The organism is Arcicella rigui (assembly GCF_034929435.1).
GTDB classification, from domain to species: domain Bacteria; phylum Bacteroidota; class Bacteroidia; order Cytophagales; family Spirosomataceae; genus Arcicella; species Arcicella rigui.
Window position 1 is genome coordinate 115,010 of sequence record NZ_JAYFUM010000008.1, and the last position, 21,421, is coordinate 136,430.

At 36.3% G+C, this 21,421-nt stretch carries 24 protein-coding genes and 1 tRNA gene; 22 read left to right on the top strand and 3 right to left on the bottom strand.

Annotated elements, in window-relative coordinates; all coding sequences use genetic code 11:
- The first annotated feature begins 123 nt into the window (after positions 1-123).
- On the top strand, positions 124-1,320 hold the full coding sequence (gene sucC / locus VB248_RS08060) for an ADP-forming succinate--CoA ligase subunit beta (protein ID WP_323296245.1): 1,197 nt from the start codon (positions 124-126) through the stop codon (positions 1,318-1,320).
- A 74-nt stretch (positions 1,321-1,394) separates the two neighbouring features.
- On the opposite strand, the gene VB248_RS08065 is transcribed toward sucC, so the two are convergent.
- Positions 1,395-2,237 carry a M48 family metallopeptidase gene (locus VB248_RS08065; RefSeq protein WP_323296246.1) on the bottom strand — a complete coding sequence of 281 codons (843 nt, stop codon included), beginning with the start codon at positions 2,235-2,237 and terminating at the stop codon, positions 1,395-1,397.
- A 176-nt stretch (positions 2,238-2,413) separates the two neighbouring features.
- Here VB248_RS08065 and VB248_RS08070 point away from each other — a divergent pair, with 176 nt between their 5' ends.
- From VB248_RS08070 to VB248_RS08120, 11 genes are all read left to right on the top strand, one after another.
- Positions 2,414-3,025, top strand: coding sequence for a fumarylacetoacetate hydrolase family protein (locus tag VB248_RS08070; protein WP_323296247.1), 612 nt, complete (start codon positions 2,414-2,416; stop codon positions 3,023-3,025).
- A 49-nt stretch (positions 3,026-3,074) separates the two neighbouring features.
- Positions 3,075-5,102, top strand: coding sequence for a M23 family metallopeptidase (locus tag VB248_RS08075; RefSeq protein ID WP_323296248.1), 2,028 nt, complete (start codon positions 3,075-3,077; stop codon positions 5,100-5,102).
- Positions 5,103-5,141: 39 nt separating this feature from the next.
- Positions 5,142-5,594 carry a thioredoxin-dependent thiol peroxidase gene (gene bcp / locus VB248_RS08080; protein ID WP_323296249.1) on the top strand — a complete coding sequence of 151 codons (453 nt, stop codon included), beginning with the start codon at positions 5,142-5,144 and terminating at the stop codon, positions 5,592-5,594.
- Between the two features lie 48 nt (positions 5,595-5,642).
- Positions 5,643-6,500 carry a transketolase gene (locus tag VB248_RS08085; protein ID WP_323296250.1) on the top strand — a complete coding sequence of 286 codons (858 nt, stop codon included), beginning with the start codon at positions 5,643-5,645 and terminating at the stop codon, positions 6,498-6,500.
- Positions 6,501-6,834: 334 nt separating this feature from the next.
- Entirely contained in the window at positions 6,835-7,419 is a 585-nt protein-coding gene (locus VB248_RS08090) for a Uma2 family endonuclease (protein ID WP_323296251.1), read from the top strand.
- On the top strand, positions 7,416-8,390 hold the full coding sequence (locus VB248_RS08095; protein WP_323296252.1) for an AAA family ATPase: 975 nt from the start codon (positions 7,416-7,418) through the stop codon (positions 8,388-8,390). Before VB248_RS08090 ends, VB248_RS08095 begins: the two co-directional genes overlap by 4 nt.
- Positions 8,351-8,959, top strand: a complete 609-nt coding sequence (locus VB248_RS08100) for a hypothetical protein (RefSeq protein WP_323296253.1) — start codon at positions 8,351-8,353, stop codon at positions 8,957-8,959. Before VB248_RS08095 ends, VB248_RS08100 begins: the two co-directional genes overlap by 40 nt.
- Positions 8,960-8,969: 10 nt before the next feature.
- Positions 8,970-9,929, top strand: coding sequence for a transketolase family protein (locus VB248_RS08105; protein WP_323296254.1), 960 nt, complete (start codon positions 8,970-8,972; stop codon positions 9,927-9,929).
- Positions 9,930-10,081: 152 nt separating this feature from the next.
- The gene (locus VB248_RS08110; protein ID WP_323296255.1) at positions 10,082-10,630 is read left to right on the top strand and encodes an RNA polymerase sigma factor; all 549 of its coding nucleotides are present in this window, start codon (positions 10,082-10,084) and stop codon (positions 10,628-10,630) included.
- 63 nt (positions 10,631-10,693) lie between these two features.
- Positions 10,694-11,131, top strand: a complete 438-nt coding sequence (locus VB248_RS08115) for a hypothetical protein (protein WP_323296256.1) — start codon at positions 10,694-10,696, stop codon at positions 11,129-11,131.
- A gap of 4 nt (positions 11,132-11,135) precedes the next feature.
- Positions 11,136-11,591: a Spy/CpxP family protein refolding chaperone gene (locus VB248_RS08120; RefSeq protein WP_323296257.1), complete on the top strand. Its 456-nt coding sequence runs from the start codon at positions 11,136-11,138 to the stop codon at positions 11,589-11,591.
- Between the two features lie 144 nt (positions 11,592-11,735).
- On the opposite strand, the gene VB248_RS08125 is transcribed toward VB248_RS08120, so the two are convergent.
- Positions 11,736-12,485, bottom strand: a complete 750-nt coding sequence (locus VB248_RS08125) for a DeoR/GlpR family DNA-binding transcription regulator (protein WP_323296258.1) — start codon at positions 12,483-12,485, stop codon at positions 11,736-11,738.
- Positions 12,486-12,596: 111 nt separating this feature from the next.
- Between VB248_RS08125 and VB248_RS08130 the strand changes: the two genes are divergently transcribed.
- The 5 genes from VB248_RS08130 to VB248_RS08150 all read left to right on the top strand — a co-directional run bounded on the left by VB248_RS08130 (position 12,597) and on the right by VB248_RS08150 (position 15,991).
- Positions 12,597-12,989: a VOC family protein gene (locus VB248_RS08130; protein WP_323296259.1), complete on the top strand. Its 393-nt coding sequence runs from the start codon at positions 12,597-12,599 to the stop codon at positions 12,987-12,989.
- Between the two features lie 18 nt (positions 12,990-13,007).
- Positions 13,008-13,529 carry a 5' nucleotidase, NT5C type gene (locus VB248_RS08135; protein ID WP_323296260.1) on the top strand — a complete coding sequence of 174 codons (522 nt, stop codon included), beginning with the start codon at positions 13,008-13,010 and terminating at the stop codon, positions 13,527-13,529.
- A 175-nt stretch (positions 13,530-13,704) separates the two neighbouring features.
- Entirely contained in the window at positions 13,705-14,862 is a 1,158-nt protein-coding gene (locus VB248_RS08140; RefSeq protein ID WP_323296261.1) for an MFS transporter, read from the top strand.
- A gap of 3 nt (positions 14,863-14,865) precedes the next feature.
- A complete protein-coding gene (locus VB248_RS08145) occupies positions 14,866-15,360 on the top strand; it encodes an NUDIX domain-containing protein (RefSeq protein WP_323296262.1) in 495 nt (164 codons plus the stop codon).
- Positions 15,344-15,991: a phosphoribosylanthranilate isomerase gene (locus tag VB248_RS08150; protein ID WP_323296263.1), complete on the top strand. Its 648-nt coding sequence runs from the start codon at positions 15,344-15,346 to the stop codon at positions 15,989-15,991. Before VB248_RS08145 ends, VB248_RS08150 begins: the two co-directional genes overlap by 17 nt.
- A 188-nt stretch (positions 15,992-16,179) precedes the next feature.
- On the opposite strand, the gene VB248_RS08155 is transcribed toward VB248_RS08150, so the two are convergent.
- Positions 16,180-16,845, bottom strand: a complete 666-nt coding sequence (locus VB248_RS08155) for a carbonic anhydrase (RefSeq protein ID WP_323296264.1) — start codon at positions 16,843-16,845, stop codon at positions 16,180-16,182.
- Positions 16,846-17,181: 336 nt separating this feature from the next.
- Here VB248_RS08155 and hisG point away from each other — a divergent pair, with 336 nt between their 5' ends.
- From hisG to VB248_RS08180, 5 genes are all read left to right on the top strand, one after another.
- Positions 17,182-18,042: an ATP phosphoribosyltransferase gene (gene hisG, locus VB248_RS08160; protein ID WP_323296265.1), complete on the top strand. Its 861-nt coding sequence runs from the start codon at positions 17,182-17,184 to the stop codon at positions 18,040-18,042.
- Positions 18,043-18,047: 5 nt separating this feature from the next.
- Positions 18,048-19,304, top strand: a complete 1,257-nt coding sequence (hisD, locus tag VB248_RS08165) for a histidinol dehydrogenase (RefSeq protein ID WP_323296266.1) — start codon at positions 18,048-18,050, stop codon at positions 19,302-19,304.
- A gap of 12 nt (positions 19,305-19,316) precedes the next feature.
- Entirely contained in the window at positions 19,317-20,372 is a 1,056-nt protein-coding gene (hisC, locus tag VB248_RS08170; protein ID WP_323296267.1) for a histidinol-phosphate transaminase, read from the top strand.
- Positions 20,373-20,383: 11 nt separating this feature from the next.
- Positions 20,384-20,890, top strand: a complete 507-nt coding sequence (locus VB248_RS08175; RefSeq protein ID WP_323296268.1) for a hypothetical protein — start codon at positions 20,384-20,386, stop codon at positions 20,888-20,890.
- A gap of 60 nt (positions 20,891-20,950) precedes the next feature.
- Positions 20,951-21,024 (top strand) — tRNA-Ala (locus tag VB248_RS08180).
- Positions 21,025-21,421: the final 397 nt, after the last annotated feature.

The following is a 21,421-nucleotide window of genomic DNA, read 5'->3' on the forward strand; positions in this document are numbered from 1 at the left end:
ATATGCTCTTTATGAATAAAAAAGTGGAGAAACTATAAATATTTACCAAATAAAAACGATTAATTAAATAGTTTGTCAGTAATTTAGCAAACGAATTAATTTCGACATAAAAAACTGTATCAAATGAACATTCACGAGTATCAAGGTAAAGACATTTTGAAAAGTTATGGTGTCCGTATTCAAGAGGGCATCGTAGTCGATACACCAGCACTGGCAGTAGAAGCTGCCCGTGAGTTGTCGGCAAAAACTGGTACACAGTGGCACGTAATTAAAGCCCAAATTCATGCCGGAGGCCGTGGTAAAGGCGGTGGTGTAAAACTTGCTAAAAATTTAGATGAAGTTCGCCAAAAATCTGAACAGATTTTGGGAATGCAATTAATTACGCACCAAACTGGCCCAGAAGGGAAAAAAGTTAATAAGGTCTTGATTGCGGAAGACGTTTATTATCCAGGTCCAACTGAACCGAAAGAGTACTACATTTCTATCTTGTTGGATAGAGGTCGTGCTTGTAATGTAATCATGGCATCAACAGAAGGTGGTATGGACATTGAGGAGGTAGCAGAACATACGCCTGAAAAAATCATTAAAGAATGGATTGACCCAAGAGTAGGTTTACAAGCATTCCAAGCTCGTAAAATTGCTTTTGCTTTAGGTTTATCAGGAGACGCTTTCAAAGAAATGGTAAAATTCATCAATTCTTTGTATAAAGCTTATGTTGAAACTGATTCATCAATGTTTGAAATCAACCCTGTGTTGAAAACTTCAGACAATAAAATCTTGGCAGTGGATGCTAAAGTAAACTTAGATGATAACGCCTTGTATCGTCATGCTGACTTTATTCCATTACGTGATATTACTGAAGAAGATCCATTAGAAGTTGAAGCGTCGAAAAACGACTTAAACTACGTAAAACTTGACGGTAACGTTGGTTGTATGGTAAATGGTGCTGGTTTGGCTATGGCTACGATGGACATTATCAAATTGTCGGGTGGTGAGCCTGCCAACTTCCTTGATGTAGGGGGAGGAGCTAATGCTAAAACCGTTGAAGCTGGTTTCCGTATTATCTTGAAAGACCCTAACGTTAAAGCAATCCTTATCAATATCTTCGGAGGTATCGTTCGTTGCGACCGTGTTGCTACGGGTGTTGTTGAGGCTTACAAAGCTATCGGTAATATTCCTGTACCAATCATTGTTCGTTTACAAGGTACAAACGCTGCTGAAGGTGCAAAAATCATTGATGAATCTGGCTTGAAAGTATATTCAGCTGTTTTATTGAAAGATGCTGCAACTAAAGTAGAAGAAGTTTTAGCGGCAATGTAGTCTTTAAAAAATTGCTATAAAAAAAGCCAAGTTTCTGAAATAGAAACTTGGCTTTTTTATGATTAACCTTTTGCTTATTTTTTGCTTGAAGTATTATAATATTGAAGTGCTTCGGGCATTAATCTTTTAATATCTTCGATGCGTTTTTCGTCTGAAGGGTGAGTTGATAAGAACGACATCAATCCAGAAGCCTTAGCTCCACCCGATTGTGCCGCCATTCTTCCCCAGAAAGAAACAGCTTCTTGCGGATTATAACCAGCCATAGCCATAAAAATCAAACCCAAATGGTCTGCCTCCGACTCTTGGTTACGTCCAAAAGCCAACATTCCTAACTGAGCCCCAGTTGGTGCAGCAACATTGAATACAGTATTCCATAAATTTTTGGTAGCACTTGGCTTATTCTGCATTGCTATACCCAAACCAACTTGTCCTGCGGTTAATAAACCTTGAGCAACCATTCCCTGACTCATTCTTTCGCTACCGTGTTTGGCAATCGCATGCGATACTTCATGCCCCATTACTACGGCTAAACCTGTTTCATTAACAGTAATCGGTAAAATACCTGTGTAAACAACCATCTTGCCCCCCGGCATACACCAAGCATTTACTTGGTTACTTTGTACCAATTCTGTTTGCCACTGATACGACTTCAAATAATCAGGTGCATTGTTTTTCTCGAAATAGCTCTGAGCAGCCTTTGCAATTCTGTCGCCTACTCGTTTTACCATCGCAGCTTGTTGAGTATTGGCTGGAACTACTTTATTCGTATCTAAAAACTGTTTATAACTCGTAAATGACATGGCGTTCATTTCATCATCTGAAACCAATAATAATTGGTTACGACCCGAAATTGGTACTTGAGTACAAGCCCAAATAGAACTTAGGAGAATAGCTCCGTAAAAAAGAATTTTTTTCATCGTGATGTTAAGGATTAAGATTATTTCTTCTATGAGTAAATTTAGCACTAAAAATTCACTTCACCTTGCTACTTATAAGAAAGCAATTTTTAATCTGAGACGTAAAAATCCTAAAAAGGTTCTAAATTTCTACATTTTCAGGGTAATTTTGTAAAAAATTCATAAAAGATAGAAAAATGAAAATCTTGTGCATTGGTAGAAATTATGCCGAACATATCGCCGAACTAAATAACGAACGTCCGTCTGAACCTGTGGTTTTTATGAAGCCCGACACGGCTCTTTTAAGAGAAAATGAGGCTTTTTATCATCCAGATTTTTCAAATGATATTCATCACGAAGTTGAAATCATTCTGAAAATCAATAAGATGGGAAAAAATATTGAAGCAAAGTTTGCACATAAGTATTACGACGAAATCGGAATCGGGATTGATTTTACTGCAAGAGATGTACAGGCTAAATTAAAAGAAAAAGGTTTGCCGTGGGAAAAAGCCAAAGCTTTTAATGGCTCTGCTCCTATTTCTGGCTTTGTGCCAAAAAGTAATTTTGCTGATTTAAAAAATCTAAGTTTTCATCTGGATGTCAACGGAGAGGCTCGTCAGAAAGGAAATACCTCGATGATGCTTTGGGATTTTAACGAAATCATTGCTGAAATTTCAAAATACTTTACCCTGAAAACAGGAGATTTGATTTTTACAGGTACACCAGCAGGTGTAGGAAAAGTAAATATTGGCGACAAGCTTACGGCTTTCATCGAAGGAAAAGAAATGCTATCATTTGACATTAAGTAAACCTAAACACCCTTTAGGAGTACTTTCTTAAAGGGTGTTTTATCAAAATATGAAATTATCGTTTATCCTTATTCTTAGTTTTTTTGCCTACCAAAATTTTGCCCAAAAAACACAACTTTTGTATCCGAAAGACTATTTTTTATTTCCGATAAACCCTAAACAACAAAATTATTTAGCTGGCGGAATGGGAGATTTGCGTGCCGACCATTTCCATGCTGGTATCGACATCAAAACGCAAGGGCGTGAAGGTCTGTCGGTTTTGGCTTCAGCTGATGGCTACGTTTCGGAAGTAAGAGTACAAACGGGTGGCTATGGAAATGTTATTTTCCTAACGCATCCCAACGGATACATTACAGTATATGGTCACCTAAAATCTTTCGCTGAACCTTTGGCGAGTTATGTCAAGAAAAAAAGATTAGAAAGCCAAACTTTTGAAATCCGCTTAAAGCCTTCGCCGAATGAATTTGTTGTAAAAAAAGGTGATGTCATTGGGCTTTCGGGCAATACAGGTGGTTCGGCTGGGCCACACTTACATTTTGAAATCAGAGATGCTCAAAACAATATCCTTAATCCGCTAAATTTTGGCTTTTCGGAAATCAAAGACAACGTCCCTCCTATTTTTCAACAACTTTTTATTAAAACACTTAGTACCGACGCAAGAGTAAACGGAGAATTTAGCAGAAAGGCATTTCGTCCAGAAAAAAAGCCTGATGGTACTTATGGCATTAATACCGTGATTTCGGCTATTGGTGAAATTGGTTTAGAATTATTGGCAGTAGATAAAATGAACGATACGCATAATTCTAACGGACTTACTTGTACAGAACTATTTGTAGATGGCAAAGAAGTACATTATTTTCATTTGGAGCAATTCCCGAATGCTGTTTCACACGACATCAATGTGCATACAGATTATGCTTATGAAAAAACGGAGGGTGAAAGAATTCAGAAATTGTTTCAAGATGATGGTAACGACGAATTGCCCGTCTATAAACCATCAATCGGTAAAGGAAAAATAATCATCAACGACGGCGAAGTACATGATATTAGTATTAAAATTTGGGATGCTTACGAGAATGGAAGTACATTAAATTTTAAAATTAAAGGAGAAAAAACAGAAAACTCTGTGACAGTTAATCCAAATAAGTTACCTTTAAGCCTAAATTATAGCACAGTAGATAACACTTTAGTTATAAAAGCTCGTAACTTAAAGACAATCAACTCGATAGCGATTTTGAATTTTGAAAAAACTTCGGCTGAACTGGCAATAAATTACGTAAAAAACAACGAAGCTGTATATCTTTGGGATTTAAAGAAGGGTTTACCGAAATCTATCCTAATTGATAGTTTAGAAAAACCTATGTTGCTCCAAAAAATGATTGTGCCTAACCAAAACCAAAGTTTTGTTTCGGATAAACTTTCAGTCATTTTTGATACCAAAACTTTGTATGACACGCTGTACTTAGAAACATCAGTAGGCGTAAATCAAGTAAGCATTGGGCAAGCAACAACTCCTTTGAGAAACGGAATAACTGTAAGCTATCAGCCAGAAAGTCAACCTAAATTAATGGACAAAACGGCGATTTATTATTCTTACAAAAATCAAAAACGTTTTTTAGGAGGCAAATGGAACGATAACAGAATTGTCTTTAAAGCTAATACTTTGGGCAATTATCTTTTACAAACAGATACGATTCCACCCAGAGCGAATTTAGTATCGAAAAGTCCAGATATAATAAGTTTCAGGATTGGAGATAATTTATCAGGCGTAAAAACTTTTAAAGTATTTCTGAATGATGAGTACGTTCTGAGCGATTATGACATGAAAAGAGCTTTACTCTGGACAGTTAAAAAAGATTCTACCCAAAAGTTTATTGGAAAAGTAAGGTTGGAATTAGAAGATAATCAAGGAAATAAAAGTAGTTTCCAAACCGATGTTGATGCTCAAAGTGGTGCAATTGTGAAAAAAGTTGAAAGCAAGAAAACTAAGCACAAGGAATCACCAAAGAAATCAGCAAAGCATCCTAAAGCAGTAAAAGCTTCAGAAAAAAAGAAGAAAAAACGAAAAGGCGTATAGGCAAATCATCAACTTTTGTCTTTATAAACAATATAGAACATGAAATTATCTATTGGAGATAAAGCTCCCGATTTTGAGCAAAAAGACCAACACGGAAATCTGATTAAGCTTTCGGATTTTCTGGGAAAAAAAGTAATCCTGTACTTCTATCCCAAAGACGATACGCCCGGTTGTACTGCCCAAGCTTGCAACTTGAACGAAAATCTACCTTTGTTAAAGTCAAAAGGTTTTGAAATCATCGGCGTAAGTGTAGATGGACAAAAGGCTCATCAAAAATTTATTAAAAAGTATGATTTAGGCTTTACCTTACTTTCGGACGAAGACCACCAAGTAGTAGAAGCTTATGGCGTTTGGGTTGAAAAATCTATGTATGGCAAAACCTACATGGGTACAGCACGTACTACTTTCGTAATCGACGAAACGGGAATGATTAGCGATATTATCGAAAAAGTAAAAACAAAAGAACATACCTCGCAAATTATTCGAGAATAGTTAACCAAAAATCACTATTAAAAGAATACAATAATTAATCAAAAAAAAATGGAAATTACTGAATTACAAAAAGTTGCTTCGCAAGTACGTCGTGACATCGTTCGTCAAGTACACGCTTGCCAGTCTGGACACCCAGGCGGTTCTTTAGGCTGTGCTGATTTATTGGTTGGTCTTTACTTCGACCAAATGACTCTAAAATCAGATGAATCTGGTAACAAAATTTTCGATATGAATGGTATCGGTGAAGACCTTTTCTTCTTATCGAACGGACACATTTCACCAGTATTTTATTCAGTATTAGCTCGTGCTGGTTATTTCCCAGCTTCTGAATTAGCAACTTTCCGTAAATTAAATTCTCGTCTTCAAGGACACCCAACTACTCACGAACACCTTGAAGGAATTCGTATCGCTTCTGGTTCATTAGGACAAGGTATGTCGGTAGCGATTGGTGCAGCTCAAGCGAAAAAATTGAACAAAGACAATTCTTTAGTATTTGTTTTAATGGGTGATGGCGAGCAAAACGAAGGTCAAGTTTGGGAAGCGGCTATGTATGCTCCACACCACAAAGTTGATAACTTGGTAGCAATCATCGACTACAATGGTCAGCAAATCGACGGCCCAACTGATAAAGTAATGAACAACCGTGATTTAGGTGCTAAATATGCGGCTTTCGGCTGGAACGTAATGAAAATGAATGGTAACGATATGGCAGACGTTGTAAAAGTATTAGCTGAAGCTCGTGCTTTCTCTGGAAACGGACAGCCAACAATGATTTTGATGACTACTGAAATGGGTGCTGGTGTTGACTTTATGATGGGTTCACACAAATGGCATGGGGTTGCTCCAAACGACGAGCAATTAGCCGCAGCTTTAGCTCAGTTACCTGAAACTTTGGGAGACTATTGATTAGATATGAATTATGAGGTATGAATTATGAGGTATGAATTATGAAAAGTAAAAATTTGTTAATTTGATAAAATTGTTGCGATAAACTTTAACATATTCATCAGGTTTAGATTTTTTTATAAATTAGGAATAGCACAAAAAAAGGTGACTAAACAAAATACTGTCTTGGACTTTTAAATGAACCTGATTAATAATCAGAAATAAAAAATGATTCGATTTATAACGATTCAATATCACTTTTGAAAATTGTTAAATCAATCATTATCACTCAAAAAAAGAAGAAAGAAGGGTTTAAGATTTCATAATTCATAACTAATATTTCATAGCTAAATAAATGATTACCAGCATAGAACAACTCGATTTAACCAAACAATATACTTATGCCGATTATTTAAAATGGCAAATAGTTGAACGTTTGGAATTGATAAAAGGATACATTCGTCAAATGTCTGCTCCTTCAAGAGAGCATCAAGCTATCTCTCGAAATTTGGGGCGGCAAATTGACGCATACTTTTATGCTCGTAAATGTGAATGGTACTCAGCTCCTTTTGATGTACGAATTCCAAGATTCGATAAGAAAACCGAGAAGGACGTAATGACAGTGGTTCAGCCAGATATTTGTGTAATTTGTGATGAATCTAAATTGGATAAAAGAGGCTGTATTGGTGCTCCAGACTTAATTGTTGAAATTTTATCGCCCGGAAACAGTAAAAAAGAAATGCGAGAAAAATTTGAAGTCTATGAGGAAGCTGGCGTAAAAGAGTACTGGATTGTAAACACGCTTGATAAAAACGTGTTGATTTACACACTCAATGAAGCAGGCAAATACATCGGTCAGCGTCCTTATGTTGAAGATGAAATCATGAACTCATTTACTTTTCCTGAATTAAGTATCGACTTAAACAAAGTATTCGTTTGAAAATCAAGAAATTACATATCAAAAATTTTAAATCTATTGCAGATTTAGAAATCATTGAACCCAATCCATTCACGGTCTTTGTAGGGCCAAATGGTTCTGGGAAAAGTAATATTTTTGAGGCTTTGGAGTTTACAACAATTTCATTCCGTTTCCCATCAAATCACCAATTTAGTCGGTCTATTTTTGGAGAAACAGATTCCTTTTTGAACGTCCCTAAAAGTACCTCAATTTTTGATGGTAGTAATCTCCAATTTGAAGACTTTACTCTTTACGCTGGAATGCTACATAGTGGTTTAAGACCTGATAACGGCGAAAGTTTTGAGTACCAGAACTACGCCGATTTTAGACAATTCATTGAAAGCTTTTGTGTTATTTTTCCTAATAACCTAAGTAGAGAACGTTTCAAACTTATTGATAATAGATTTTTATCACTTAGTTGTTCTAATCTTGAAAAAGTTCTGAAACGAATTTTACTTGATGAATTCAAAAAGGAAGAGATATCAGAATGGCTTGAATTGTTCATTCCAGGGTTTGAAAGAGTTGAAGTAATTTCAAGTGATTTAAGTAATACCGATACTTTACTAATTTATGAAAAAGGAATCAAAAAGCCTTTTACAAAAAACTTGATTTCAGACGGAACTTTCAATATTCTCGCTCTTTTAACTGCCGTTTTTCAATCTGATGAACCTCAGTTTTTGTGTATTGAAGAACCTGAAAATGGCTTAAATCCAAGAGTAGTAAAAGAATTAGTAGGATTTTTTAGATATGCTTGTGAAGAAAAGGGTCATTATATTTGGCTAAATACGCATTCGCAAACTTTGGTATCTGAACTAAGCCCTGATGAAGTTATTACTGTTGACAAAATTAACGGTGAGACAAAAATCAAGCAATTCAAAGGCGAAGATTTTCATGGATTAAGTATGGATGAAGCATGGTTAACCAATACTCTTGGAGGTGGGTTGCCGTGGTAAAGATTGGATTTATTGTTGAGGGTGAAACCGAGGCACTTATTTTAAATTCAGATAATTTCAAAGCTATTCTTCGTGATTTAAATTTAGTGACAGTAGGGATTATAAATGCAGGTGGCAACAAAAACTTACTACCTCACAATATTCTTATTCATCAAGCTAACTTAATCAAAAAGGGAGCTGAAAAAATTGTGATTCTTACCGATTTAGATAATGACCAATGTATTACCAAAACAAAAGAAAGAATTACAGAAAGAGATAAACAGGATATTATTGTTGCAATTAAACAAATTGAATCTTGGTTTTTAGCTGATAGTATTTTGCTTACTCATTTGTTTAATCAATCTTTTACTTTTGATTATCCTGAAAAGGAAAATGTTCCTTTTAATACTTTAAGAGCTTTGTTAATACAATTCAAAGGTAGAGGGATTCCTAAAAAAGTACCAATGGCTTCTAAAATGATTAACTCAGGTTTTTCAATTCAAAATGCAGCCAATCATCCCAATTGCCCAAGTGCAAATTATTTTTTAACAAAATTAAAGCAATGTGCCTCGACTGAAACTGTCGAGTAAAAATAGAAAAATGAAAAAATATACTTTCACAGAAAAAAAAGATACTCGTTCTGGCTTCGGTGCTGGAATGCAGGCGTTGGGACAAACCAACCCAAATGTTGTAGCACTTTGTGCTGACTTAATTGGTTCATTGAAATTGGATGCTTTCATCAAAGAAAATCCTGAACGTTTCTTCCAAACGGGTATCGCTGAGGCAAATATGATTTGTATCGCTGCTGGTTTGACTATCGGTGGTAAAATTCCTTTTGCTACTACTTTTGCTAACTTTGGTACTGGTCGTGTGTATGACCAAATCCGTCAGTCAGTAGCTTATTCAAACAAAAATGTTAAAATCGCTTGTTCGCACGCTGGTTTAACTTTGGGTGAAGATGGTGCTACTCACCAAATCTTAGAAGATATTGGTATGATGAAAATGCTTCCGGGCATGACAGTTATCAACCCTTGTGACTATAACCAAACGAAAGCGGCAACTATCGCAGTAGCTGAATACGAAGGTCCTGTTTACTTACGTTTCGGTCGTCCAGTTGTGCCAATTTTTACTGCTCCAGACCAAGAATTTATCATCGGTAAAGCTTGGATGGTAAACGAAGGTGCAGACGTAAGTATCTTCGCAACAGGTCACTTGGTTTGGGAAGCTATCTTAGCTGGTGAAATTTTAGCTGAAAAAGGTATCGACGCTGAAATTATTAATATCCACACGATTAAACCTTTGGACGAAGAAGCTGTCTTAGCATCAGTTCGCAAAACAGGTTGTGCGGTTTCTGCTGAAGAACACCAAATTGCGGGTGGTTTAGGCGATTCTATTGCTCAAGTATTAATCAAAAATCATCTTGCTCCATTAGAGTTCGTAGGTGTTGAAGATTCATTCGGTGAATCTGGTACTCCCGCTCAATTAATGGAAAAATATGGCTTGAATGCAGCAGCTATCGTTGAGAAAGCTTTAAAAGCAATTGCCCGTAAACAAGCATAATTTTTTTAATCCTTTGGATTAAATTGGCAAAAGGCGAATTAGATTGAGATTTTTGAAGGAAAACTTCTAAATTCTTATTCTTTTCGGCTTTTGCCTTTTTTATTTTAGTACTTGTGCCTATTTTGCAATTAGCATTCTATTCATTGCCTAAAATGACTGATAAAGAATTATTAGAAAAATTCGCTAAACCTGAAAGTCGTAATTATGCTTTCAACTTGTTGGTGCGTCAGTACCAGCAACGTGTGTATTGGCATATCCGAAAAATGGTAATCGACCACGACGATGCCGACGACCTTACGCAGGAAACCTTTATCAAAGCTTGGAATGGTCTTGAAAGATTTAAAGGCGATGCTCAGTTGTTTACTTGGCTGTACAGAATTGCTACCAATGAATGTCTGAACTTTTTGGCTAAGAAAAAAAGGCGGTTTTTCTTGCCGATTAATGATATTAGCGAAGAACTTGCCAATAAATTAGAAGACAGCGACATGATTTCGGGCGATGAAATTCAACTGAGATTACAAAAAGCTCTTTTAACTTTGCCCGACAAACAACGTTTAGTTTTCAATATGAAGTATTTTGATGAAATGAAATATGAAGAAATTGCCGAAATTACGGGTACTTCGGTTGGTGCTTTGAAAACTTCTTATCATTTGGCAGTTAAAAAAGTAGAAGAACATTTGAAAAATAACGCTGCTGAATAAAATAATCCTTGCATCTTAAACCCTACGACAATTTGATTGTCAAAGGTTTGAAATATTAATCAAATGGAAAACAATAAATTTGACATCGAAAAAATCTCACGAGAGAACATTTTCAAAGTACCCGAAAATTACTTTGAGAACCTCCCGATGCAAATCCAAGCGAAAACATCTGGGCGAGCTAAAGTAATTCCTTTAGTTTCTTGGTCGATGAAAAGAACTTGGGCGAGCTTGGCTGCCTGTTCAATTATTGTTATTTTGGCTTATTTTACTTGGATGCCCAAACAAGATGCTTTGAGCAACGAGGCATTGTCGGAAGTACAAAATAAAGAAATTGTCAATTATTTGATTCAAGAAGATGTTTCGCAATCAGATATTGCCGAACATTTTGAAGAAGAAGATGTAAAAGTTAGCAACGATTCCGAGCTTTTGGATTATTTAAAATTGAACGATAAAGACATTATACAAAGTATTGATTTAGAAAACCTTGAGGAAGACATTTAAAGCCATGAAACGATTCGCCATTTTAATCAGCATTTTTACTTTGATAGCCTCTTTTGCTACAAAAGCACAAGACGAACAACAGCATCACCGAGGTAGAGAACGCATAAGAGCTGCCAAAGTAGGTTTAATTACCAATCGCCTCAACCTTACGGAAGAGCAAGCCAAAGGCTTCTGGGCGGTTTACAATGAATTTGAAAGTAAACGTTTTGAGATTAAGAAAAACATCCGTCAAATCACGGCAGAAAGCAGAAATTTGACGAGTTCGGAAGATAAAATTTTATCTGATTTAAAAGAAATTCTTAGCCTCAAACAAAAAGAAGTAGATTTAGAAAAAGAGTACATGAGTAAATTTCTGAAAGTACTCAATGTCCGACAAGTATCGGAGCTTTACAAAACCGAGCAACTTTTTAATACTATGTTGGTAAATAAGTTGAATAGAGGGGAAAAAGAAAAACCGTAGTTAGGAGTGTTGAATTAGGAGTGCAGATTTTTGAGTGTAAAAAACTGAGCAACAGATGATTAATCAAAGTTTAAGATAATTTTGTAAATTACTTTATTAAAATCGCTTAAAATTGTATGATTATCACAATTTTAAGCGATTTTTTTATTGAATTTTTGGACCAATTCCACGGTAATCGGCTAAAGCGTCTTCGGTAATTCCTTCGCCCGTAATCACCACATCTAATCTTGAGTACGGACAAACTACAAAGTTTTCGGCAGTATTTAGTTTGTCAGCAGTTACCAAAGCAATTACTTTATCGGCTACTTCAACCATTTTTCTTTTCACCACGCTTTCGCCCCAATCGGGCATCGTCACTCCTACTTGGTGATGAATCCCACAAACGCCAATCAGTAAAACATCTGCTCGCATTTTACTCAACAGCTCTATTACTTCTGTTCCATAAGTATTCTGTGCATCTTTGAATACTTTTCCACCCAATAAAAACAGTTCAATATTGGGGTGTTCGCATAAAATTTGAGCAATTGGAATACTCGTTGTGAAAACGGTAGCACGCAAATCTGGCGACATCATTTTGGCTACTTCCATATTGGTAGAGCCATTATCCATCAAAATCACTTGTCCGTCTTTGAAATAGCTTTGTACTTTTTTTGCCAAAACTATTTTTTCTTCATGGGCAATATGAATTCTTTCTTTGAGCTTATACGGACTTGGCGACTTGGGAATTGCTCCGCCATGAACTTTCTTCAAAAGCCCTTCTTCAGCTAATTCATTTAAGTCACGGCGAATGGTATCGTCAGAAACATTTAAGATTTCTGCCAATTCAATAGAGGAAACTCGCTGATTAGTTTCCAACATTTTTAAAATGATTTGCAAACGTTCTTCTCGTAGCATTACTTCGGTTTTATGCGGTTTTATTCGGTATTATTCACAAATTTAATGAAAATTTATTTTGAATTATGCGTTTTATTGCGGTAAATTTGTCCAAACATTAAAAAAACGCAAATGAGTATTGAACATATAGCTATTTGGACGATTGATTTAGAAAAAATGAAATCGTTTTATTGCCAGTATTTCGGGGCAGAGTCCAATCAAAAATATGTAAATCCTAATACAAAATTTGAATCGTACTTTCTAAGTTTTGGGAAAGGAAGTACTCGTTTAGAAATCATGTACTCGCCTTCGGTGGTGGACATCCCAACCGATATTTTGCAACAAACAAAAGGCTTGGTACATTTTGCCATTTCGGTTGGAAGTATTGAAAAAGTGAATGAATTAACTGAAACTTTGGCAAACGATGGTTTTACCGTTATCGGAAAACCAAGAACTACTGGCGATGGCTACTACGAAAGTGTAGTTTTAGACCCTGAGAATAATCGCATTGAAATTACTGTATAAAACCTTAAATTATTATTTATGAGAATCTTAATCGACATGGATGATGTCTTGGCAGACACAAGTTTGAAGATATTGAACGAAACCAACAAAAGACTTGGTACAAATTTTACTCGTGAACAATTGAATACCAGTCCAGAAATTTATAAAGAGTATCACGAAAAATATTCAACTGTTAGAGGAATGCTTTGGGAAAAAGGTTTTTTTGCAGACCTTCCTTTAATTGCTGATGCACAAGAAGTTGTACAGAAACTTCATGCCAAACACGAAATTTTTATTGTTTCGGCTGCCACAGAATTTCCTTTATCAATGGAAGAAAAATTAGAATGGTTGGATAAATATTTCCCTTACATTGGCTGGTCGCATACGGTTTTTTGTGGACATAAATGGATGATTAAAGCCGATTATATCATTGACGACCATGAAAAAAATCTTATTAACTTTGAAGGAAAAGGACTTTTGTTCAATGCTACGCACAATCAGCACGTAAAAGATTTTACAAGAGTACATTCTTGGAAAGAAGTTGAAAGTATTTTGTTGTAAGTAGTGATTAGAAAATAGTGATTGGTTTTTCAAGTATTTAATTATCAGTTATTTAAAAATTAAACAACAAAATACAAATGGGTGATTTACTGATTTCCGTAGTATAAATCACTAAATCACTCATTCATTAAATCGCTCAATTTAAAATGTCGATTTGACAAATCGTATTACAATATTGGAAACAACTATCTCAGCAACACATCTTGGAAAAACGGCTCGTACAGCTACAAACGCCATGTTTTTTCTTTGTGGAATAAGCTTTGCCTCGTGGGCATCTCGTATTCCTGATATGAAAGAGCTTTTGCAACTCAGCGATGCAGCTTTGGGAACAGTACTTTTTGCCATGCCCATTGGTAGTTTAACGGCTTTGCCCATTGCAGGCGTTTTGATTCATAAATTCGGAAGTAGAAATATTACCTTTATTTCAACACTTTTTTACTTTATCGCTTTGCCTTTGTTGGGCATGGCAAAAAGTTCGATTGCTTTAGCGATTGCACTTTTCTTTTTTGGCTTCGGAAGCGATATGCTGAACATCGCCATGAATGTACAAGCAGTTGGCGTTGAAAAAATCTTGAATCGCTCGATAATGTCTTCCTTTCATGCGGTTTTTAGCGTTGGCTTTATGATTGGGGCAGCTTTGGGCGGTTTTATTGCCAAACAAGGTATTACGCCTTTCCAACATTTAGTAGCTATCGGAAGCTTGGATTTAATGATTGCCTTAATTACCTATCGCTTTTTACTTCAACAAGACCATAAATCAGCCGAAGACCAACCACTTTTTGCCATTCCAGATAAATCTTTAATCATTTTAGGAATTATCTGTTTTTGTGGAATGCTTTGCGAAGGTGCAATGGCGGACTGGAGTGTGTTGTATTACAAACAAGTACTCAATAATCCGAACGGTTATACTACCGCAGGCTTTACGGCATTTTCGGTATTGATGGTAGTCGGCAGAGTATTTGGCGATAAAATTTTACAAAATTTAGGTTTGCAAAAAACACTTCTGACCAACTGCTTATTAGTGTTTTTGGGAATGTCAATCGCCATTTTTATTCAGCATCCAGTTAGCGTTGTGATTGGTTTCGGGATTACAGGATTAGGACTTTCTACGATTGTTCCCCTGATTTACAGCCAAGCAGGACACTCCAAAACAATGGCAGCAGGCGTAGCACTGGCGGCAATTTCTACTTTGGGTATTGCAGGATTTTTGATTGGCCCAGTGATGATTGGTTACTTATCTGAATTTTTCTCTTTAAAAATCGCCTTGATGTCTTTGATTATTTTAGGTTTATTGGGCAGTTATCTTACCACCAAAATTCCTGTACAAGAATAAATCATGGAAGGTTTAAAAAGAGTAGCCGTAATATGTGTACTTCGTAAGGGAACAAACTTTTTGTTACTCAAGCGTTTTAATGAACCCAACAAAGATACTTATGTACCTGTGGGCGGAAAAGTAGATGCTTATGAAGACCCTTATCATGCAGCCATCCGTGAAGTATGGGAAGAAGCTGGCATAAAAGTACCTGCAATGCGTTTTTGTGGTACTTTGGTCGAAACTTCGCCCGTAAAGTACAATTGGATGAGCTTTATTTATGAGGCAGAAATAGATTTTTTTGAACCTCCACTGTGTAACGAAGGCGTATTAGAATGGCATAATTTTGAAAATATCCATAGCTTCCCAACACCCAAAACTGACTTTTTTATTTACGAATACATATTACAAAAAAAGCATTTTGCCTTTAATGCTCTTTACGACGATAAAGTAAACTTACTTTTTATGAATGAAGAAATAGAAAATAAAGTAGTCTTTAGCCATGAAAGTCAAAATTAAAATTTGCTGTATTTCTACGAAAGAAGAAGCTAAAATGGCTATCGAAGCAGGGGCTGATGTATTGGGCTTGGTGGCAAAAATGCCGAGTGGCCCGGGAACGATTGATGATGAACTTATTCAAGCAATTGCAAAGACGATTCCTACACATCTTGATAGTTTTTTGCTAACGCCAAAAACCGAAGCGGCTGAAATTATTGAACATCAACGCATTACAGGCACAAATTGTATTCAATTGGTAGATGCAGTAGCGGTAGAAACTTACCCGATTCTAAGAGCTAATTTGCCAAATATCAAACTGATACAAGTAATTCATGTAACAGACGAAAGTTCTATTCAAGAAGCCAAGAAGTATGAAAGTTTAGCAGATATGATTTTATTGGATTCGGGAAATCCCAATTTAGCAGTAAAGGAATTAGGCGGAACGGGTCGAAAACACGATTGGACGATTAGCCGACAAATTGTGGAAGAACTTTCTATTCCCGTATTTTTGGCTGGCGGTCTGAATCCCGACAATGTAAAAGAAGCTCTTGAGTTTGTAAAACCTTTTGGTTTAGATATTTGTAGCGGCGTAAGAACTTCAGGGAAATTGGACGCTGAGAAATTAGCGAAATTAATGAAGGTATTATCGTAAATAATAGTTGTGAAAGGCATTTGCTTTCGGATTTCAGATGTCGGATTTTGGATTTATTAAATGGTTTCTTGTGTCATATATCAGAAATCTCAAATAGCTTTTAGAAATGATTTCAATTAACTTTCATGTAAATAATTGGTAATTAGCATTTTAAAACTAATTACCAATCACTATTAGCTAATCACTTTTTAATGAATTGAACTGTTAGTAATTAATTCATCTGTATGGAATTCATATTTGAAAATTGGGTCAACTTCTGAACAGGCTTCAATTTCCATTACTTCTTTTATCAAACCTGTTTTCATATCAAAAACCCAACCGTGCAAATGTGGCACTTTGAAGTTTTTCCAAGCACGCTGAACGATAGTAGTTTTAGCTAAATTTTTTACTTGTTCTTCTACATTTAGCTCTACCAAACGGTTGAAACGAGCCGACTCATCTGAAATATTTTTCAATTCATAATTATGTTTATCATAAATCTCCTTGATATTTCTGAGCCATTTATTGATTAAACCCAAATCGTTTTGTCCCATTGCTGCCTTTACACCTCCACAGCCATAATGTCCACAAACAATTACATGCTTTACGTGTAAAACTTCCACGGCATATTGTAAAACCGACAACAAATTGATGTCAGTATGCACGACCAAATTGGCTACATTCCGATGCACAAATACTTCTCCGGGATGAGTATTTGTTATTTCCTCGGCAGGCACACGGCTGTCAGCACAGCCAATCCATAGAAAAACAGGTTTTTGGTCTTTAGAAAGATTCGTGAAATAGCTTTCATCTAATTCAAGTCTTTCTTTTGCCCAAGCTTTATTGGCTAATAACAATTGTTTGTAAGTTTTCATGGATATATTTCATTTATGTTTGTATGTATGTTTATTCTACTAAAAAATAGTTTTCTTAGCAGTAGCAGCGATAATTTTGGCTCGCCTTTGTACTTCTGCCCAAAAACCATTCAAATAAAAGCTATAAACGTCAAAATATTCTTTTTTAGAAAAGAAATATGGATGATTTAGCGACAATTTATGAAAAAGCCGTCAAAACCTAAGTTGGATTCCGTAATTTTGCAGTCCGTTAGCATTTAGCCAAAATAAGCGTTGCATATTTCGCTTTCAAGAGGACAAGCCATTCTCTATTTTTTGGAGATTGTTAGCAAAAAACTGACTATAAATAACTGACAAGTGACTCAAAATTTAAGAATTGCCGTTCAAAAATCTGGACGTTTAAGTGAAGACTCCCTCAATCTTTTTAAGGAATGTGGAATCAAGTTTGATAATGGTGCTGGTAAATTAAAAGCTACTTCTTCTAATTTCCCTGCTGAATTTTTGTTTTTAAGAGACGACGATATTCCGGGTTATGTAGAAGACGGTGTGGCTGACATTGGTATTGTCGGACAAAACGTGCATGTTGAAAGTAATAAAAATGTATCAGAAGTAAAACTTTTGGGCTTCTCAAAATGTCGTTTATCTATTGCCATTCCTCGTAGCGAAGAGTACCGTGGAGTACAAGATTTACAAGGAAAAGATATTGCTACTTCGTACCCAATTATTTTAGGCAATTATTTGCAATCGCAAGGAGTACAATCGCATATTCATGAGATTTCTGGTTCGGTAGAAATTGCCCCAAGTATTGGTTTGGCTCATGCTGTTTGCGATATTGTTTCTTCGGGTGGTACTTTGTTGAGTAACGGTTTGAAAGAAGTAGAAGTAATTTTCCGTTCGGAAGCCATCATGATTGGCTACACGAAAATGTCGGAAGAAAAACAAAGTATTCTTAACCAAATTCTTTTTAGAATTGATGCCGTTCAACGTGCAAAAAATAACAAGTATGTGGTTTTGAACACTAAAAACGAAAACATTGAAGCCATCAGTAAATTGTTGCCGGGAATGCAATCGCCATCGGTGATTCCTTTAGCACAAGCTGGCTGGTCGGCGATGAGTTCAGTAATTAACGAAAATGACTTTTGGCAAAATATCGAAAAACTCCGTGAAGCAGGTGCTGAAGGAATTTTGGTAATGCCAATTGAAAAAATGATTTATTAGATTCAATGAAGATTATAAAATATCCTAAACAGTCCGAATACCAAGCCTTACTTACTCGTCCGACACAAGATATTTCTGTGATTGAACAGCGAGTTGCCCCTATTTTGAGTCGAGTAAAAAACGAAGGCGATGCCGCACTTCGTGATTTTGCTTTGACCTTCGATAAAGTCCATCTCGATTCATTAGCCATGCCTGTCGAAGAAATCGAAAAAGCTGAAAGTTTACTTTCCGAAGACTTAAAAAAAGCAATTCATCAAGCATATAGCAATATTTACAAGTTTCATGAAGCTCAGAAGAGTACTCCTGAGAAAATTGAAACTATGAGTGGCGTTACTTGTTGGAGAAAAACGGTAGGTATCGAAAAAGTTGGGGTATATATTCCGGGCGGAACAGCTCCATTGTTTTCAACGGTACTGATGCTGGGAATTCCTGCACAAATAGCGGCTTGTCGTGAAGTAGTTTTGTGTACACCTTCCAACCATCCAGCCATTTTATATGCGGCTTCCCTTTGTGGCATCAGCAAAATTTTTAGAATTGGTGGAGCTCAGGCAGTTGCGGCAATGGCTTATGGTACAGAAAGTATTCCAAAAGTTTATAAAATTTTTGGTCCGGGAAATCAGTACGTTACAGCCGCCAAAATGTTGGTAAACAAAGAAGGCGTAGCGATTGATATGCCAGCGGGGCCGTCGGAAGTGGCAGTTTATGCCGATGATACGGCAAATCCTGCTTTTGTAGCCGCAGATTTATTGTCACAAGCCGAACATGGTATCGACTCACAAGTATTATTGGTTTCTACTTCTGAGAAAATCATTGATGCTGTAAATGAAGAATTGAGTAAACAATTAGCGGTATTACCAAGAGCCGCTTTTGCCTCACAAGCCCTTGAAAACAGCCAAGCAATTTTGGTAGAAAACCAAGAAATTGCCCTGACGCTTCTGAACGAATACGCTGCCGAACACTTGATTTTATCAGTAGAGAACGCAGAAGAAGTATCAGAAAAAATCTATCAGGCAGGTTCAATCTTTTTAGGAAATTACACTCCCGAATCGGCTGGCGACTATGCTTCTGGCACGAACCATACGCTCCCAACCAACGGTTATGCAAAAGCCTACTCGGGCGTAAGTTTGGATAGTTTCGTGAAGAAAATCACGGTACAACACATTACGCAAGAAGGTATCAAAAATTTGGGCAAAACCATTATCGAAATGGCAGAGGCGGAGTCATTAGACGCACACGCCAATGCAGTAAAAATTAGATTGTAAATTATTTTAACTATGAGTTTTAACATACAACAGATAGTTCGTAAACATATTCTTAGCCTTGCTCCTTACTCGTCTGCACGTGATGAATATACAGGAAAAGAAGGAATATTTTTGGATGCAAACGAAAACCCAATTGGCTCGGCAACGCCCGAAAATTGGAATCGTTATCCAGACCCATATCAATTTGCCATTAAAGAAAAATTGGCGGCTATCAAAGCTTGCAGACCTTCACAGATATTTTTAGGAAATGGTTCTGACGAACCGATTGATTTGATTATCCGATTGACTTGCGAACCAAAAGAAGACAATATCATCATCCTTCCGCCTACTTATGGAATGTATGAAGTAAGTGCTTCTGTGAATAATGTTCAAATCCAGAAAATTGATTTAACCGAGGATTATCAATTAGATACAGATGCCATCATAGAGGCAATCAATCAGAAAACGAAATTGATTTTTATCTGTTCGCCCAATAATCCAACAGGAAATATTATCAATCGTGAAGCAATTTTAAGCATTATCGACAATTTTGAACACGGAATTGTAGTCATTGATGAAGCCTACAACGATTTTTCTGACGAGCCTTCTTTTATTCAAGAATTAGATAATTTTCCTAACGTAATGGTACTCCAAACTTTCTCAAAAGCTTGGGGATTAGCCGCTTTACGTTTGGGAATGGCATTTGCCAACGAAGAGCTTATCAAGCTTTTAAACAAAATAAAGTACCCTTACAATATCAACGGGCTGACGCAAAAACTACTCATTGAAAATATTGATAATACTGATTTCGTTAAGAATTCCGTTAATACCCTGAATCATAACCGTCAGTTATTAGCCGAAGAGTTATCAGGTTTGTCAATCGTTGAGAAAATATTCCCGTCGGATGCCAATTTCCTCTTAGTGAAATTCCAAGATGCCAAAGCCGTTTTTGATTACTTAATCGAACAAAAAACCATTGTTCGTGACCGTTCAAAAGTAAAACTTTGTGATAATTCTCTAAGAATTTCAATAGGAACATCCGAAGAAAACCAACATCTGATGACTTTACTCAAGGCTTATCAACAGTAAACCTTATCATCATGAAAAAAATTCTTTGTATTGTATTTCTCCTTTGTATCAGTTTTGTTGGGCATTCACAGTATAAAGCTTGGGCAGTTGGAGCAAAATTAGGCGACCCATCAGGCTTAACCGTAAGGCGTTATCTGAAAAACGATAAAAATGCCATTGAGTTTAACTTGGGCGTTTACGGAGCAATTTGGGGACTAAGAAGCCCTTATCGAGAGGGAAGTTTTGATGGAGCAGGCGTTTCATTCAATGCCCTTTATCTTTGGCACAGAGAATTAGGAAGTAACCTGTTAGAAGCCTACTATGGTTTTGGTTTACAGATGACCTCCCGCAATTATGTTGTAAACAGAGTCCAAATGTCCTCTTCTGGCACAGGCGGAATCGGACAGGCAGGCTTAGAGTACTCGATTCCCAATTCACCATTGTCAGTTTTTGGCGAATTGGGCGTATATCTTGAGATGATACCAGCCTCACAATATATCCATCCGCAAGGAGGTATTGGTGCAAGGGTGAATTTTTAACCCGACACCAATCAAAGTTTTGCAGAACAAAGTATATTCTTTACATTTGCAAAACTTTGGGGGGGCTTAGCTCAGTTGGCTAGAGCGCTACGCTGGCAGCGTAGAGGTCATGGGTTCGAATCCCATAGTCTCCACAATTTAAAACCGCTTAGAGATTCGTCTTTAAGCGGTTTTTTTTTTACTCGGTAAAAAATTACATTAATTTATAGATTGTTATCAGAAAGTATTGATATTACCAAAACCACGCTAAGTTGAAAAAGCCACCATTTCAGAAGCATTGCTGTACCTCCAAAATCAAAAAAAATGGCAATCTATTCTCATAAAAGAATAAATTACCAACGGTATTGAAATAGATAGGTTTGTCAAAATAAGTATTCGTCTTTTAATATTTGTAGTGTTTGAACATAGTTTTGCTAAATCTTAATTTTGCAGCTGTATAATGGCACTACAAACATGAAGTCCTTTGAGGTAATAGCGATTGGTGATTTTCTGAAACAAAGTGCATACTTCATAAAAAATACTTTCTGTAAG

Bases quoted from the DNA above. Each gene is read 5' to 3' on its own strand.
- sucC (WP_323296245.1), top strand. From the start codon at position 124: ATGAACATTCACGAGTATCAAGGTAAAGACATTTTGAAAAGTTATGGT.
- VB248_RS08065 (WP_323296246.1), bottom strand. From the start codon at position 2,237: ATGAAAAAAATTCTTTTTTACGGAGCTATTCTCCTAAGTTCTATTTGG.
- VB248_RS08070 (WP_323296247.1), top strand. From the start codon at position 2,414: ATGAAAATCTTGTGCATTGGTAGAAATTATGCCGAACATATCGCCGAA.
- VB248_RS08075 (WP_323296248.1), top strand. From the start codon at position 3,075: ATGAAATTATCGTTTATCCTTATTCTTAGTTTTTTTGCCTACCAAAAT.
- bcp (WP_323296249.1), top strand. From the start codon at position 5,142: ATGAAATTATCTATTGGAGATAAAGCTCCCGATTTTGAGCAAAAAGAC.
- VB248_RS08085 (WP_323296250.1), top strand. From the start codon at position 5,643: ATGGAAATTACTGAATTACAAAAAGTTGCTTCGCAAGTACGTCGTGAC.
- VB248_RS08090 (WP_323296251.1), top strand. From the start codon at position 6,835: ATGATTACCAGCATAGAACAACTCGATTTAACCAAACAATATACTTAT.
- VB248_RS08100 (WP_323296253.1), top strand. From the start codon at position 8,351: ATGGTTAACCAATACTCTTGGAGGTGGGTTGCCGTGGTAAAGATTGGA.
- VB248_RS08105 (WP_323296254.1), top strand. From the start codon at position 8,970: ATGAAAAAATATACTTTCACAGAAAAAAAAGATACTCGTTCTGGCTTC.
- VB248_RS08110 (WP_323296255.1), top strand. From the start codon at position 10,082: ATGACTGATAAAGAATTATTAGAAAAATTCGCTAAACCTGAAAGTCGT.
- VB248_RS08115 (WP_323296256.1), top strand. From the start codon at position 10,694: ATGGAAAACAATAAATTTGACATCGAAAAAATCTCACGAGAGAACATT.
- VB248_RS08120 (WP_323296257.1), top strand. From the start codon at position 11,136: ATGAAACGATTCGCCATTTTAATCAGCATTTTTACTTTGATAGCCTCT.
- VB248_RS08125 (WP_323296258.1), bottom strand. From the start codon at position 12,485: ATGCTACGAGAAGAACGTTTGCAAATCATTTTAAAAATGTTGGAAACT.
- VB248_RS08130 (WP_323296259.1), top strand. From the start codon at position 12,597: ATGAGTATTGAACATATAGCTATTTGGACGATTGATTTAGAAAAAATG.
- VB248_RS08135 (WP_323296260.1), top strand. From the start codon at position 13,008: ATGAGAATCTTAATCGACATGGATGATGTCTTGGCAGACACAAGTTTG.
- VB248_RS08145 (WP_323296262.1), top strand. From the start codon at position 14,866: ATGGAAGGTTTAAAAAGAGTAGCCGTAATATGTGTACTTCGTAAGGGA.
- VB248_RS08150 (WP_323296263.1), top strand. From the start codon at position 15,344: ATGAAAGTCAAAATTAAAATTTGCTGTATTTCTACGAAAGAAGAAGCT.
- VB248_RS08155 (WP_323296264.1), bottom strand. From the start codon at position 16,845: ATGAAAACTTACAAACAATTGTTATTAGCCAATAAAGCTTGGGCAAAA.
- hisD (WP_323296266.1), top strand. From the start codon at position 18,048: ATGAAGATTATAAAATATCCTAAACAGTCCGAATACCAAGCCTTACTT.
- hisC (WP_323296267.1), top strand. From the start codon at position 19,317: ATGAGTTTTAACATACAACAGATAGTTCGTAAACATATTCTTAGCCTT.
- VB248_RS08175 (WP_323296268.1), top strand. From the start codon at position 20,384: ATGAAAAAAATTCTTTGTATTGTATTTCTCCTTTGTATCAGTTTTGTT.